We start from the raw sequence: 15867 nt of genomic DNA on the forward strand, positions 1-15867 counted from the left end.
TTTACATAAAATACTGGTCTAGTTTCGTGATGTCTTTTTTAAGCAATTTGTCCTTTGATAACTTCAAAAGATATTATTTTTCAGTTGACATACTACCGCAGGTCTTTTCATTTCCTCACTTAAGTTTAATATATAGATTATAACGAATCACTACTTTTTTCTCTATACTCAAACACAATTACTTGGACTAATCTAACTTTTCTTTTCGTAAGCTAAAAATAAGGGAATAGAATCGGAGTGTGATACTATGGAACGTTTATGGATCCCAATGATTGTAACATTTTTTTCGTTCGGTGGATTGCTATTAGGCGGTGCTGTTGGAGTAGCAACACGCCAACTCATTGAAGAAAAGATGCATCGTTTATACGCATTATGTGGCGGTATTTTGTTTGGGTTATTGTCACTTGAAATTATTCCTGAAACATTTTCAAGCTATGAAATGATTGGACCTATACTTGGTATAGCTATCGGTATTTTAGTTATGGGCTTATTAGATAACTATTGTCACCATCCAATGATACATAAAAAAGATCAACAAGCATGGCAAACCTTTCTTTTTCTCTCTTTCGCTATATTTATTCATAATATACCGAGTGGATTTGCGTTAGGTACAGCTTTTATAAATCATAATGACTCTGCCATTCCCTTTTTAATAGCAATCGTCGTTCACCATATTCCAGAAGGATTAGCTTTAATTATTCCATTTCTTTTTACAAAACATAAATATATTTCCTTTTTATTAACAACTTTATTACTTTCTCTTATTCTCGGTACTGGCACAGTTTTTGGCATTTTGATGGAAGGAAAAGCTCTTCACCTGCAAGGCCTCATTATGGGAAGTGCTATTGGTTCACTTGGATATGTCACAATTCATGAAATGCTTTGGAAAGCTAAGAAACAGCTCTCTTTCCTTACATTTCTAATGTGGGCAACTAGTGGTTTTTTACTAATAACAGTGTTCACTTTATTCGCTGGTCATCATTAAAGTTGCTAAAGTGAAACTTTTGTTCCTCCCACACTGATTCTTGGATTACAAATAACCAGATAAATTTTCTTATTTGTATATTTTTCCTATTTTTCCAAAACATAATGTTATCTACCTATTATAAGGAGGAACAATTATGTTTGGGAAAACAGCCGGTGAAGCATTAGTTGATTTATTAATTGACTGGGGAGTAGAACACATATACGGCATGCCTGGAGATTCCATTAATTCTATCATTGAAGCTTTAAGAAAAAAACAAGATAAAATTAAATTCATTCAAGTTCGCCATGAAGAAGCTGGTGCATTAGCAGCGGCTGCCTATGCGAAATTAACAGGAAAACTTGGCGTTTGTATGGCAATTGCAGGACCTGGTGCTATTCATTTATTAAATGGTTTATATGATGCGAAACTCGATAAAGCCCCTGTTCTAGCAATTTCAGGTCAAGTAGAAACCGATTTACTTGGAACGGACTTTTTCCAAGAAGTAAATTTAGAAAGAATGTTTGATGATGTTGCGGTTTATAACCAGCGTATTATGTCAGCAGAGCAACTACCTGCCGTAGTGAATCAAGCAATTCGAATGGCTTATACGAAAAAAGGTGTATCCGTTCTTACAATTCCAGATGATGTCCCTAAATTCGAAGTAAAAAATGGTGCCCGTGTTACAAATACTTCTTTTACTTTGCCTGAGTTGTTTCCACAAAAAAACGATTTAGATGCAGCGAAACTCGCAATAAATGAAGCGAAAAGGCCTGTGATTTTAGCTGGAAAAGGAACAAAACATGCGAGAGAATCTTTACTTGCATTGGCAGAACATATTGGTGCTCCAATCGTACTTACATTACCAGCTAAAGGAATTATTCCTGATGAACACCCTCTTTGTATTGGTGGATTAGGATTAATTGGAACGAAACCTTCTTATGAAGCAATGAAGCATGCAGATACTTTAATTATGGTCGGTACTTCTTATCCGTTCACCGGCTTCTTACCTGAAAAAGCAAAAACAATTCATATCGATACAGATCCTGCCCAAATCGGGAAACGTTATGCGACAGATATTGGTTTAGCTGGTGATGCTGATAAAACATTACGATGGTTAATTGAAAATGTTGAAGAACACACAGACCATTCCTTCTTAGAACATCACCAAGAAATGATGAAAAAGTGGGAAGAAAAATTACACGATCAAGAAGAAGACTCTTCCATTCCAATTAAACCACAACGCGTTATGCATGCTCTGCAGCAAGTAGCACAGGATGACGCAATTCTATCAGTCGATGTCGGAAATGTAACAGTATGGACCGCAAGACACTTCCGTATGACAAACCAGCAATTTGTCATTTCTAGCTGGCTCGCAACACTTGGTTGCGGTTTACCTGGTGCTCTTGCTGGAAAAATTGCATTCCCGGATAAACAAGTATTTGCAGTTTGTGGTGATGGCGGATTTGGAATGACGATGAATGACTTCGTAACAGCTGTAAAATATAAATTGCCAATCGTTGTCGTCGTATTAAACAATAATAAAATTGCGATGATTAAATTCGAGCAAGAAGTTATGGGTAATATCGAATTCGAAACAGATTTAACGAACCCTGATTTTGCAAAATATGCAGAGGCGTGTGGAGGTATTGGATACCGTGTTGAGAATTTAGATGAACTCCTTCCCGCTTTCGAAAATGCAGTAAAACAAAATAAACCGTGTATTATTGATGTAGTTGTAGATGCTAACGAAGCACCAATGCCAGCAAAAATCACATTTGGTCAAGCCGCTGGTTATACGAAGCATATGATAAAAGAATTATTTGAAGAAGGTAAGATTGATTTACCTCCACTTTAAACGAAAAAAGATAGCTGAAAACAATTTGTCTTCAGCTATCTTTTTTATTTTTGTATCTCTCTATAAAAAGAAAAGTCATTCATAGTTGGTTGTACTTGTTTCTCTACTTGTAATTCTTTACTTTCCCTCTCTAGCTTTCTCACATTTCCTAACTTAATCGCATCTTGCATGCTATTACTAATTAGATTTCCAGCTAAAATTGTCATACTATAAAAAGCAATCGGTATAAGTACAATCCATGTATGAGTAGTTAAATGACGGAAGTTTTGACCAATTAGGCCGGTCCATTCTTTTGTTACACTATCTGCCTCTGTACCAAAGATAATTGTTCCACCAAAAAATAACTCTAACAAGCCAAGATGCAAGAGAAGTAATAAAGTACTCACAAATTGTTGAGCAACAAGTAAAAAAAATGATGGTAATACGTGTGGCCATACGTGATTTTTCACTCTATGCCATTTACTGCCCCCAAGCACAGTTGCTGCCATCATAAATTCTTCTCTTTTTATCCGACGGACTTCCTGCGCTGTATATAACATAATTGTTGGTACCGCTAAACACGTAAGGATAACCATTTGAAATATTACCCTTAAATGAAACGGCTCTGGTACTGTCCCATTTTCAAACACTAAAACTTCCTTTAACACAAAAAAAGAAATCATAACCATAGGTACAATGCTGAACGGATCAAAAAAAGATGCTATAACTGGAAAAGAACGTTTGCTATACATACCAAGAAGCAAACCAATACCTCCTCCAACTATAACTCGTAGAATCGCTATAATTACGCTCGCACCAACTGTCCATTTCGCTCCTTCTATTATTAGCTGGAAAAGATCGCGTCCTTTCTCATCACTACCGAACCAAAATTTATTCGACGGTGAAAATGGAGCAGCCTCTAGTTCTCCTTTTTCGTTATACATCATCGTAAGTTCACGGATATTCCCATCGAAAAATAAAGTATTTCCAATACTAACAATCATAAGTACGCTTAAAAAAGTAACACCAAACCAAAATCTCACATCTCTTTTTACAACTTGCCACATGCTAAACACGCTCCTTTATTACATTTTGTAAAAACGTATGTAATAAACGAAATAGTATAAAAAGCGGTACGTATAATATAATTAAACTTACTGTAAATATTTCTAATTTCGAATTTTCTTTTACAAAAACAAACATACCGTACGTATTAAATATCCATTCAATAATATATAAATTTGATAACATAAATAAAATATTTGTTTTTGCATAATAGATTGTTGTTAACAAAACATTTCTTGAAATATGATTTGTTAAAATATGTCGTAAACTAAGCCCTTTACTTTTAGCAAATATACTATAATCTTTCTCTAATTCTTCTCTGAAACGTAATAGTAGTAGCTTAATAAATAATAGTGTTGTAGGCAAAGTTAGACATATTATTGGCAATAGGCGAGCCCTTTCCTCCCCAATCCCCGCTAGTTTTACTGGCATAAAGCCTGTCTTTTGAAAGATTATTACGACTAGAAGTTGCGATAATAAAATTATTAAAATATCTGGGATGCTTTCAAGTACAACAAAAATCCCATTCCACATTCGTTGCTTTGATTGAGACCGTTGTAATACCCACACAACGAGAACATACGCAATAAGTAATGACAGTAAAAATGCCGAAATAAATACAAACATTGTCTCTAAATAATGAATCCATATTTGCGGAAATAATTTCCTCGAATCTCGAAATCCATATGTAATTTCCCAAGGTTGGAGTAACTTTCCTCCAATAAACACAATCGTGTTCCAAAAACCAATTAAATCAATTTGTAATCCCTTAAATAATCGAGGGAGCGCACCTAAACAGATTATACATAGAATTGCAGCGAATAATTGTAAACAAGTAATCCCACACCACTTAGCAGTTCGCATCAACATAACTATTACCCCTTCAAAAAAGAATATTCAGAAAAAACAAACATCTTCAACCATACCTTGAATTCGCTTTTTCCCACTTAGTAAAATAGCTTGGAATAAACACGTAACAAAAAATAATCAACCAAACACGATAAATCCCAAAAGTAATTTTTTTAAAGTTTCATTTTGGTATATATACCTAGTCCCTTCTTTAAACTCTGTTATTAACATCTTCAAATTAACTTCTTTCCATTTTGTTCTACCATTTGGTAAACGAACTTTTTCTGGAATGGAGATCGTTTGAATCAAAATACCACTCGTAATAAAAGTAAGTGTATTTACTAAAATGCTCCCATAAATTCCAAAAGTCCAGTACACCATCGTTGCAATTCCTACACCAAACAAAGCATACAAACTATTTACCATTTGATTAATACCCGCTGCTGCACCGTATTGGTCTGATTCAACTACTCCCTGTATCATCGATTGTTCTGATGGAGAGAAAAATTGTATACATGCATTTTCCAAAAATAAAAATATAAAGACAAGTATAATCATCCCGTAATAAAGCGAAATTAGGATTCCAATATTACAGAGCGAACAACATATGTTACTTACTGTACATATACGTTGTCTATCAAAACGATTCACTACTGTCCCTACTAATAGAAAAAAGATTAATGCAGGTAATGCAATCATAATTTGTGTCATCGTTGCGTAAACTGGTTGTTTTCCGTATTGATCTAGCAAATAAAACATTAAAGAAATTCCAGCAATCATAGAACCGAGTCGCTCTAAAATATTTGCTAGAAAAAAACGTGCATACACTTTGTTGCGAAATAACTGTAGCATTTCTTTCATACTTCGTATCCTTTCTCTCGACAAAATAGTATTGTTTTAGTCATTTATTGGAAGTTACATTATATTTTTCGACCATTATCCAATCTTTTCCTTCTTAATAAAAAACAAAAAAAAAGAGCCCTTATTCTCAACACAAGGACTCTTTTCATAAACTATTTAGCTACCTCTTCTTTCGGCATTACCATACCTTTATAAAGTTGAACAGTTATCCAGTAATAAATGAAATAAATGACTAAGAAAATTCCTATTGGCACCCACACTTTTACAAACGGGTCAACTAATATAAAGCTGAATAAGTTAAGCCCTACTAAAACGTGAGAAATGCCAATGATCGCTGGGAAGATAAATAAATATGAAATTTCTTTATATATACTTTTCGTTAACATGCTACGTCTTACACCGATTTTTCGTAACATTTCATAACGGCGTACATCACGAGAAGCACCTGTTAATATTTTGAACATAAGGGAACTCGCCATCATTGCTAAAAAGGCAATTCCGAGGAAAAATCCCATAAACATTGTTCCGCTCATGAAGCTGTTCATAAACTGATAAATTGTCATTTTCGTAAATAAGTCTACCTTTTCACCTGTTACTTTTTCAATTTGTGCTTTTTGTCTCTTGTCTATTTCGATCAATAACAGTTTATATTTTTTCATATCATCTACTTTTGCTAATGTTACAGTGTGTTCTGTTCCTTGAATTCCTTTATAATGCTCTTCGTCTGCAATTCTTACTGGTTTTCCGTTAAATTGATTATGCGTAATTTGTATCTCTCTTACAACTGCGTCTTCCCAATCCTTTGGCATACGAGGGAATTTTACTAATTCAGGAGCCTCTAAAGCTGAATATATAGGTTCTGTTAAAGGTTCAGTCACACGTTTACGAACAGGTTCTTTTAACGTTTTTGTATCAAAATGGTCTGAAACAAGTGGTGGTTTCGCAGTTAAGTCGTTACGTAAATAATAAACCGCTTCTCCATCTACTTTATATTTGTACTTGCTTTCTTCAACAATTTCCATTTCTTTCAAGGCAGCTTTGTCTTGATCATTCGGATCATGAATTACAACATCATATACACGAGAAAAGTCTGTCATAATACCTACATTTTTTTGGAAAGCCATACCTGCCGTCATCGCACCTGCCCCTAATGCAATTAACATCGCTACAGTACCTAATACTCTCGATAAACTATTTACTCGAAAGCGTAGCTGTGCATATGTAAAACTATTTAGACCAGTTTCATTTCGTTTTTTATTCCCCTTAATTTTCATCACAAAAAATGGGAGTAATGAACTAAAGATAAAATATGTTCCAAGTGTTGTAACGATGGTTGCTATAATAAAACCTAATTCAGCATATATTTTTACATTGATCATAAAATAGTACCCTATACTTACTAGTAATACACCAAGTACTGTCATTATAATAATGCGAGTTTTACTTTTCTTCACTTCATCTAGTGTTTCATCTTCACGAATTAACTCTAGTTCAGTTTTACGTAACAATCGGACACTGTTCATTAAGCCAGTAATGAAAAATAGTATTAAGAAGAAAATAGCTGTAACTAAAATTGCTGGTGTGTATACAGATGCATAACTACCTTTTGCTGAAATTTCCATTCCATTCATTAAAAAGTTTCCTGCTACACTTGCAAGTAACATCCCTACTAAAATACCGATAATAATACTGACAATCCCCATACCGAATGTTTCAATAAATAATAACTGTGCTACTTTTTTCTTTTTTGCACCAAGCATCATGTACATACCGAGTTCTTTTCTTCTTAATGTGAGTAAGAAAGAGTTGGCATATATAATATAAAATACAGTAATGAAAGATAATAGTATTGCACCTACCCAGAATACGAGTCTAATACTACTAATAAGACTATTATCCTTCGTAAATTCACTATTCATCGCCATCGTTTGGAACATGTAAAAAATACTAATGCTAATAACGAGACCAATAAGTAAAACCATATAATCTTTTAACATCTTTTTCATACTATGACGTGATAATTTAAATAACATAGTTTCGCCCCCTACTTAGACTCAGCAGCTGAGCCCATATGAGCGAGCACACCTAAAATGTCTTGATAGAAATTCTCTCTAGTGCCTTGACGATTTAATTCTTTATAAAGAAGACCATCTTGAATAAATAAAATACGCTCACAATAACTTGCACTAAATGCATCGTGTGTAACCATCAAAATACTTACATTGTGATTTTCATGTAAATCTTGCATCGCTTCTAATAAACTTTTTGCGTTTTTACTATCAAGCGCACCTGTCGGTTCATCTGCTAATACAATTGCTGGATTATGTACTAAAGCTCTGGTCGCCGCTGTTCTTTGCTTTTGTCCTCCAGAAACAGCCGTCGGATATTTTGTTAAAATTTCGGTGATGCCTAATTTCTTCGCAACGTCATTTACCTTTCCAGTAATCTCACTTGACGGTACGCCTTGCAAAGAAAGTGGTAAAGCTATATTTTCATAAATTGATAAGTTTTCTAGAAGATTAAAATCTTGAAAAATGAAACCTAATTTTTGAGAGCGAAAATCAGATAACGCATTGCCCTTCATAGAAGTAATATTTGTACCAGCTATCGTCACACTACCACCTGTCGCTTGGTCAAGTGTACTTATCACATTAAGTAAAGTCGTTTTTCCAGACCCAGAAGGTCCCATGATCCCGACAAATTCTCCTTCTTTAATACTTAACGATACACCCCTTAATGCTTTTGACTGATTCTCATTTCTTTTCCCATACGTTTTTTCTACACTTTCTACAGTAACTACATTTGTTGACATCTCTTTCACTCCATCCCTTTTGTATAAAATTAATTTCTCACATATTTCTTATTATTTTGTCATGTGAATCCTTAAGAATTTTTTAATTATTCATTTAAGAAGAGTTACACCTGTAACATGAACCTTTTTCCTACTTCATATTCTCATTTTTCTACAACTCGTTCCCTCGATTTCGCTTACATTTACCTTACATTTTTGTAAGATAAAAAAGAAAACACACTAATTTCTAATAGTGTGTTTTCTTTACAATCAATATTTTCTATTCTTTATTTCTTCTTCAATACTTGCCACAAATACATCTAGCGCAATAACTTCTGACTTCTCTTCCCCATATTTACGTACATTTACAGCTCCGTTTTCCATTTCCTTATCCCCAATAACAAGAACATACGGTACTTTTTGCATTTGTGCTTCTCTTATTTTATATCCTAATTTTTCATCTCGTGCATCTTGTTCAACACGAACTCCAGCTTGTGCTAATTTATGTGCAATCTCATTGGCATATTGTTCATGTACTGCATTTGAAACTGGAATTACTTTCACTTGAACTGGTGCCACCCATGCCGGGAACGCACCTCCAAAGTGCTCAATTAATATTGCTAAGAAGCGATCTAATGACCCTAAAACTGCCCTGTGAATAACAACTGGTCTTTTCTTTTCATTATTTTCATCTATATAATTTAAATCAAATTTCTCTGGCATTTGGAAATCAAGCTGGATTGTTCCGCACTGGTGACTTCTATTTAAAGCATCTTTAATATGAAAATCAATTTTCGGCCCGTAAAATGCGCCATCACCTTCATTTAGTCTATATTTATAATTTAGCGATTGTAATACATTTTCTAATGCCGCTTCTGCTTGCTCCCATAATTTATCATCACCCATTGAATCTTCTGGACGAGTAGAAAGCTCTACTTCATACTCGAATCCAAAAGTTTTATATACGTAATCAATTTGCGCCATTACGGATTTGATTTCATCTTCAATTTGTTTTGGAGTTACAAATAAATGTGCATCATCTTGGCAGAAAGTACGTACTCTTAATAATCCGTTTAACGCACCACTAAATTCATGACGATGTACTTGACCAAATTCACACATACGAATCGGTAATTCACGATAAGAATGCAATTTATTTTTAAACATAAGCATGTGTCCTGGACAGTTCATCGGTTTTAATGCAAAACTTTTATTATCTACTTCAGAGAAATACATATTATCTTTATAATGTCCCCAGTGCCCTGATCTCTCCCATACTTCTTGGTTCATCATGAACGGAGTGCGTACTTCTTGATAATTGTACTCTTTTTGAATTTCTCTTAAAAATGCTTCCAATTCGTTACGAATCATTTGTCCTTTCGGTAAATAAAACGGCATTCCCGGAGCCTCTTCAGAAAACATAAATAACTCAAGCTCACTGCCTAACTTACGATGATTTCTTTTTGCTGCTTCTTCAACGAAATGTAAATACTCTTCTAATTCTTTTTGAGAAGAGAATGCAACACCATATATGCGCTGAAGCACTTGGTTATTACTATCACCTCGCCAATATGCACCGGAAACGTGAGTTAATTGAAATGCTTTCAAATAACCTGTAGATGGTAAATGTGGTCCTCTACATAAATCTACAAATTCACCTTGTTTATATAGTGTTACACTTTCCCCACTAGGAATTGCTTCTAAAAGTTCTAATTTCAAGCGGTCGTTCATTTCTTGAAACAGTTTAGCTGCTTCTTCTCGAGAAACCTCAACTCGTTCTATCTTTATATTTTCATTTATGATCTTTTTCATTTCTTTTTCGATTCTCCGTAAATCTTCTATGTTTACACTACTTGGAAGATCCATATCATAATAAAATCCATTTTCAATAACAGGTCCTACTCCAAGATTTATATCACCATACAATCTTTTTACAGCTTGCGCTAAAATATGTGCCGCGGAGTGTCTTGCAATTTCTACCCCTTCATTTGAATCTATAGTAATGATTTCCACTTCCGCATTTTCTTCAATATTTCGGCGTAAATCATATAATCCATCATTTACTTTCCCCGCGACTGCTTTCTTTTTCAAACTACTGCTAATGGATCCAGCAATTTCTTCTAAAGTAACTCCATTTACAAATTCTTTAACGCTACCATCTGGAAATTTAATTTCAATCATTTGTTCTTTCATTTTTCATCTCTCCATTTCATAATAAAAAGCACACTCATCCCTAAAATAGGGACGAGCGTGCTTTTACCCGTGGTTCCACCCAGATTCCCATTGTAAATATACAATGGCTTCGTTTACGGTAACGTCGTTTACACGGCACTAGATACTTCATTTCCCTAGTGCAGCTCTAAGGTGGTAAGTTATTTTTCTGCGTTAGGAAGTTCTCAGCTTTCCTTCCTTCTCTGTATAACCGGGGAAAATAACTCGTGTCCTTTTCTTTGCTTTTTGTAAAACATCCATTTATTGTTATTTAATATATCTTATTCATTTTATTTTTGCAAGTGTTTAAAAAAATTATTTATTTAATTTAAAAAAGTGAAACCAATTTTTTTTGGTTTCACTTCACAATTTTACCAATCTTGTGGTTCGTAATTTAAGTCTGCAAATAGACGTCTTTTCTCTTTCTTCGTTAAATCTCTCCACTGCCCAACTGGTAAATTATTCAATTCGATATTCATAATTCTCGTACGTTTTAACGTGTATACTTGATAACCTAAAGCTTCACACATACGGCGAATTTGACGATTTAGCCCTTGTGTTAAAATAATTTGGAACTCATATTTTGATAACTGTGTAACCTCACAAGGAAGCGTTTTTGTTCCTAAAATTTTAACACCCGCTGCCATTTTCTCTAAGAAATCAGGTGTAATTGGCTTATCTACTGAAACGATATATTCTTTCTCATGTTTGTTTTCAGCACGTAAAATTTCATTAACAATATCACCATCATTCGTTAACAAAATTAAACCGTCTGAGTCTTTATCAAGACGTCCAATGTGACTAATTCGTAAAGGATGGTTCACTAAATCGATAATATTACCTTTTACTGATTTTTCACTCGTACATGTAATACCTACTGGTTTATTTAAAGCGATATATACGTGATCTCGAGCAATTCGAAGCTGCTCTCCATTTACTCGTACATCATCACCTGGGTTCACTTGGTCACCAATTTTTGCAACCTTACCGTTAATAATTACTCTTCTCTCATTAATTAGTTTATCCGCTCCACGTCGAGACGCTTTTCCAGCTTCACTAATAAATTTATTGATACGCAAATTAGGCACATCCTTTTCTAAAAAAAATTTCAAGCTCACACTGCTTCTACCGTACAATACAAAAGGGTAAGCCTCCTATTATAACTTAAATATATTAACATGAAAGGGTATATAACGTCTTCTATTAATTACTTGTTTATAAGAAAATATCTTTATTATACATTCATTTATGCACTTTTTCAGCGTTTAATATACAAGCCATTCTTCCTTACATACAGCTTGTTTTCCTTTTATCTCTTCTATCTCTTCATGAATATTAGCTAATTTATATAAACCTGGGAAAATCTCTTCCACATAATGTTGATGCGTCTTTTCATCTTTCCAATACGTTAACACTATGTAACGATTTTCATTTTTTAAAGACTTCCCAACTACTCCACCTAACATTCCTTTTGCTTTTTCCATTCCTTTATTCCAAATTGTTTCTTGCTTCTGTAAAAAATGATTTTCCTTTTCCACCTTTACATCACATATAGCAATTCTTACGAATGATCCTTCTGTAACAACGTCTTTCAAATGCGTATCAGTTATATCATACAACGTTTGAAATAATTCAATTTCACATGAAAGAAACGTATCCTCTTGATTACTATTTAAATAAATTGTATCGTGAGCACCATTCATAAATGATTGATATGTACTTCTATCTTCCCATAAAGTAAATACACATGCCTCATCTTCATACCATCCACCAAATTGTCCATGAAACCCATCTAGGTGCCGTATATCACGCCATTTTCCTTGCGCATTTGAAAACAATTCCTTTTTCTCTTCTTCCACCTTACAGTAGATTGTTTTTAGTAGCATTTTTAATTCCCCCTTATGATCCAATCCATTTCCCACTCGCCATACTTTCTATTTTTCCATATACACAAACATTAATTTTTTGTTATCAACTCCATTACTTAATCAAAATTTGATGCCCTCCGTAAATGTTGTAAGTTGATTACGAGAATACTTACCGTGTAAAAATACATCTAAAATATAAAAATTAAAATCTCTTACTTTGTTTTCTTATCCCAGTTATAGTTTACATAATATAATTATGTATTACTATTTATATCATTCAATAAAATATACTATTTTATTCTATACGCATACTATTTTAAATTCAAACAATTCAGAATTAAAATCCAAAAAAGATAGAAAGTAAACAATCCTACATTATCATCTACTTCCTATCTCTCTTATCATCAATTATTTTTCAAATAAATAATACGTAATTTCTCCTGGATAATGTAATACAGTTACCTTCCGCTCCCCTTTTTTAAAACTAACAGTATGCCTTTTTTCCCCTAAGTTCTCCCATCCACTCGCCTTTGTAATTGGCATTACACTTATATATTGATAGTCCTCTTCATTATCATCGTTAATATGGATTGCTGACATTGGCACTGGAAAATCTTTAATTTTAGATTCTTTGTCTACATATATGAGTGCAAATAAACCAACTAATAACATAGCCATTGAAATACTTAAAACCAGTTTTCTTCTATTCATTTTCACTAAAAACCCTCTTTTCTCGCATATAACTTTCATCATTTTACTAAATTTAATTATTCACGTATAGAAAAGACATAATTTAAATTATTTCTAACCTATTTTCTCTACTTTAAACAACATTATTGTTATATATTATAATTATAAGTTTTTAAATTTTGGAGGCGTTACATATTGCAGAAATTACTTTTTACTAAATGGACAGTTGTTATTTCTATTTTCATCATTTTTGGTACAATTTTCTACGTTACTAATGTTAATAATAACAGCGAAAAAGCAACTGTAGAAACAGCGGAGACAAAAACTTTCAAAACGAAATTACAACCTAAAATTAATGAATTGACTACTCATTATAATGACATCATCGAAAAAGATTGGTTACCTGCCTGGGAAGAGATTAACACGAATGGAGATTCAGTAGATCGAAATAAACTATTAGTTACAATGAGTGCTGTTTCCAAACAGTACGAAACAATTATGAACGAAATAGACACGCTTAAAATTGAAGAAAACATAACAGATATAGATATACAAAAACAACTACTTCAATTCACAACTCAGTTTAAATCCGCATCAAATTTCATGAAAAATGCAGCAAATTTAATTATAGACGGAGCAAATAACTCTACTCCAACCAATGAAACTATTGAAAAAACAAAACAAGCTTTAGGACTTGCGGATCAACATATTGTCATCGCTTTATCTACTTTAAATGAAGTTGAAGATAAATTAGGACTTACAAAAAAATAAAACTATTTACTATTTTAAAATAAAAAATGATTGCAATTCACAATTTGTATGTCTATAATGTTTTTATTGATTTACAATCAATGTGTTTATAAATTTTATAATTCGGATGAACCATTCAGGAGAAGGTCTATTGATCTACCGACGGGGCAAAAAGTTGTTATACCAACTTTGAAACTCTCAGGTCTTGGTTACAAGTAGAACTGCATGGGGACGAATCTCTGGAGAGACTCCCTCTCGCTTTCATAGAGCGCGGAGGAAAACGAGCACCGAAGGAGCAAATCCGCTACTTTAGCGGATAATCTCTCAGGTAAAAGGACAGAGACAAGCGAAAGAAAAAGCCGATTGTATCGGTTTATTTTTCTATCCCTTGTTTCTCCAGAGACCATTTCATTTACTTGAAGTGGTTTTTATTTTTTCTAAAAAAGGAGAATAAAGATGGAGACAGTAAGTAAAGTATTAGAACAACTGAATCAATACGTGTGGGGATTACCAACTTTGTTGCTACTCGTTGGAACAGGTATCATTCTCACAGTGCGTTTAAAAGGTTTACAGTTTAGTAAACTATTATACGCTCACAAACTAGCATTTAAAAAATCAGAAGATGCCTCTTCTTCTGGAGATATTAGTCACTTTCAAGCACTTATGACAGCTATGGCCGCAACGATTGGTATGGGAAATATAGCCGGTGTTGCAACAGCTGTTACAATTGGTGGTCCTGGTGCAATATTTTGGATGTGGATTACCGCTTTATTCGGTATGGCAACAAAGTATGCAGAGGCAATACTTGCAGTGAAATACCGTGTTAGTAATGAAAATGGTGAATATTCAGGTGGACCAATGTATTATTTAGAGCGTGGTTTAGGTAAGAAATGGCTTGCTATATTATTCGCTATATTTGGTACAACTGCTTCTTTCGGTATTGGTAATATGGTGCAATCTAATTCAGTTGCAGAGGCAATGCGAATTAATTTCTCTTTCCCTCCTGCTTTAACTGGTATAGTAATGTCATTTTTAATCGCAATTGTTATTTTAGGCGGTGTAAAAAAAATCGGGAAAGTGACGGGATATGTCGTTCCTATTAAAGCTTTCTTTTATATAATTGCTGGTCTTATCATTATTTTCTATCACTACGACCAAATTCCAGAAGCATTTTCACTTATTTTTTCTGGTGCATTTAATGGTACAGCAGCTGCTGGTGGTTTTATCGGGGCAACAGTTGCATCAGCTATCCAAATCGGAATGGCGCGTGGTGTATTTGCGAACGAAGCTGGTTTAGGGAGTGCACCAATTGCTGCTGCGGCTGCAAAAACTGATTCGCCTGCAAAGCAAGCTTTAGTTTCAATGACTGGTACTTTTCTAGATACGTTTATTGTATGTACAATTACAGGACTAGTATTAATCACTACAGGCGCTTGGAAATCTGGTAAAACTGGCGTTGAAGCTACAACACTTGCATTCCAATCTGTATTTGGTACTGCTGGTAGTATGATTCTCGGTATCGCAATTATTTTATTTGCCTACTCTACTATTTTAGGTTGGTCGTATTATGGAGAAAAATGTGTAGCTTATTTATTCGGAGAAAGTGCAGTTAAATATTATAAAGCAATCTTTATTGTCATGATTGCAATTGGTGCTAATTTAAAGCTAGGAATCGTATGGACATTTGCTGATATTGCAAATGGACTTATGGCAATTCCAAACTTGATTGGTCTAATTGGATTAAGTAGTATTGTTGTTGCTGAAACGAATCGTTTTTTACAAGCAGAGAAATTGAAAGAAAATAATAAAAAACAGGCAAGTTAATCTATGAAAAAAGGAATGACTCATACATGATGAGCATTCCTTTTTTCATCCCCTCGTATATTAATATTTAAGCCCTATCTCAGGCTTAGTTTTACTCTCTAATAAGAGTCCAGTAATAAAGAAAATACTTGGACGTCTCAAGATATTTCTAGATAAT

At 33.8% G+C, this 15867-nt stretch carries 12 protein-coding genes, 1 pseudogene, 1 riboswitch and 1 other annotated feature; of the genes and pseudogenes, 4 read left to right on the forward strand and 9 right to left on the reverse strand.

Translation table 11 applies throughout. From position 1 onward, the window contains the following. Positions 1–247 precede the first annotated feature (247 nt). Together MR168_RS27275 and MR168_RS27280 are read left to right on the forward strand one after the other, a co-directional pair. Positions 248–985: a ZIP family metal transporter gene (locus tag MR168_RS27275; RefSeq protein ID WP_000440615.1), complete on the forward strand. Its 738-nt coding sequence runs from the start codon at positions 248–250 to the stop codon at positions 983–985. A gap of 136 nt (positions 986–1121) precedes the next feature. Next, positions 1122–2822: a pyruvate oxidase gene (locus MR168_RS27280; RefSeq protein WP_016122466.1), complete on the forward strand. Its 1701-nt coding sequence runs from the start codon at positions 1122–1124 to the stop codon at positions 2820–2822. Between the two features lie 44 nt (positions 2823–2866). On the opposite strand, the gene MR168_RS27285 is transcribed toward MR168_RS27280, so the two are convergent. The 9 genes and pseudogenes from MR168_RS27285 to MR168_RS27325 all read right to left on the reverse strand — a co-directional run bounded on the left by MR168_RS27285 (position 2867) and on the right by MR168_RS27325 (position 13199). Next, entirely contained in the window at positions 2867–3868 is a 1002-nt protein-coding gene (locus tag MR168_RS27285) for an ABC transporter permease subunit (RefSeq protein ID WP_000267878.1), read from the reverse strand. A gap of 1 nt (position 3869) precedes the next feature. Further along, positions 3870–4736, reverse strand: a complete 867-nt coding sequence (locus MR168_RS27290; protein ID WP_000929104.1) for an ABC transporter permease subunit — start codon at positions 4734–4736, stop codon at positions 3870–3872. A gap of 120 nt (positions 4737–4856) precedes the next feature. Next, a pseudogene (locus MR168_RS27295) lies at positions 4857–5585 on the reverse strand (MFS transporter); the annotation flags it as partial. A 143-nt stretch (positions 5586–5728) separates the two neighbouring features. Next, entirely contained in the window at positions 5729–7609 is a 1881-nt protein-coding gene (locus MR168_RS27300) for an FtsX-like permease family protein (protein WP_006918597.1), read from the reverse strand. Between the two features lie 11 nt (positions 7610–7620). Next, positions 7621–8388 carry an ABC transporter ATP-binding protein gene (locus tag MR168_RS27305; RefSeq protein ID WP_086411512.1) on the reverse strand — a complete coding sequence of 256 codons (768 nt, stop codon included), beginning with the start codon at positions 8386–8388 and terminating at the stop codon, positions 7621–7623. A 249-nt stretch (positions 8389–8637) separates the two neighbouring features. Further along, positions 8638–10560 carry a threonine--tRNA ligase gene (gene thrS / locus MR168_RS27310; RefSeq protein ID WP_000663097.1) on the reverse strand — a complete coding sequence of 641 codons (1923 nt, stop codon included), beginning with the start codon at positions 10558–10560 and terminating at the stop codon, positions 8638–8640. Between the two features lie 44 nt (positions 10561–10604). After that, positions 10605–10827 (reverse strand) — a binding site (T-box leader). A 122-nt stretch (positions 10828–10949) separates the two neighbouring features. After that, positions 10950–11657 carry a 23S rRNA pseudouridine(2604) synthase RluF gene (rluF, locus tag MR168_RS27315; protein WP_001222171.1) on the reverse strand — a complete coding sequence of 236 codons (708 nt, stop codon included), beginning with the start codon at positions 11655–11657 and terminating at the stop codon, positions 10950–10952. A 186-nt stretch (positions 11658–11843) separates the two neighbouring features. Beyond that, positions 11844–12464, reverse strand: a complete 621-nt coding sequence (locus MR168_RS27320; RefSeq protein WP_000925169.1) for a DUF4937 domain-containing protein — start codon at positions 12462–12464, stop codon at positions 11844–11846. Positions 12465–12854: 390 nt separating this feature from the next. Continuing rightward, positions 12855–13199 (reverse strand): hypothetical protein, encoded by a 345-nt coding sequence (locus MR168_RS27325; protein WP_140159339.1) that lies wholly within the window; start codon positions 13197–13199, stop codon positions 12855–12857. Between the two features lie 132 nt (positions 13200–13331). Between MR168_RS27325 and MR168_RS27330 the strand changes: the two genes are divergently transcribed. Together MR168_RS27330 and MR168_RS27335 are read left to right on the forward strand one after the other, a co-directional pair. After that, the gene (locus MR168_RS27330) at positions 13332–13907 is read left to right on the forward strand and encodes a hypothetical protein (RefSeq protein WP_001170892.1); all 576 of its coding nucleotides are present in this window, start codon (positions 13332–13334) and stop codon (positions 13905–13907) included. Between the two features lie 208 nt (positions 13908–14115). Continuing rightward, positions 14116–14236: riboswitch (glycine riboswitch) on the forward strand. Positions 14237–14342: 106 nt separating this feature from the next. Next, positions 14343–15710 carry an alanine/glycine:cation symporter family protein gene (locus tag MR168_RS27335; RefSeq protein WP_000451035.1) on the forward strand — a complete coding sequence of 456 codons (1368 nt, stop codon included), beginning with the start codon at positions 14343–14345 and terminating at the stop codon, positions 15708–15710. Positions 15711–15867 lie beyond the last annotated feature (157 nt).

It is taken from the genome of Bacillus cereus group sp. BfR-BA-01356 (assembly GCF_022663635.1).
Lineage (GTDB): Bacteria > Bacillota > Bacilli > Bacillales > Bacillaceae_G > Bacillus_A > Bacillus_A cereus.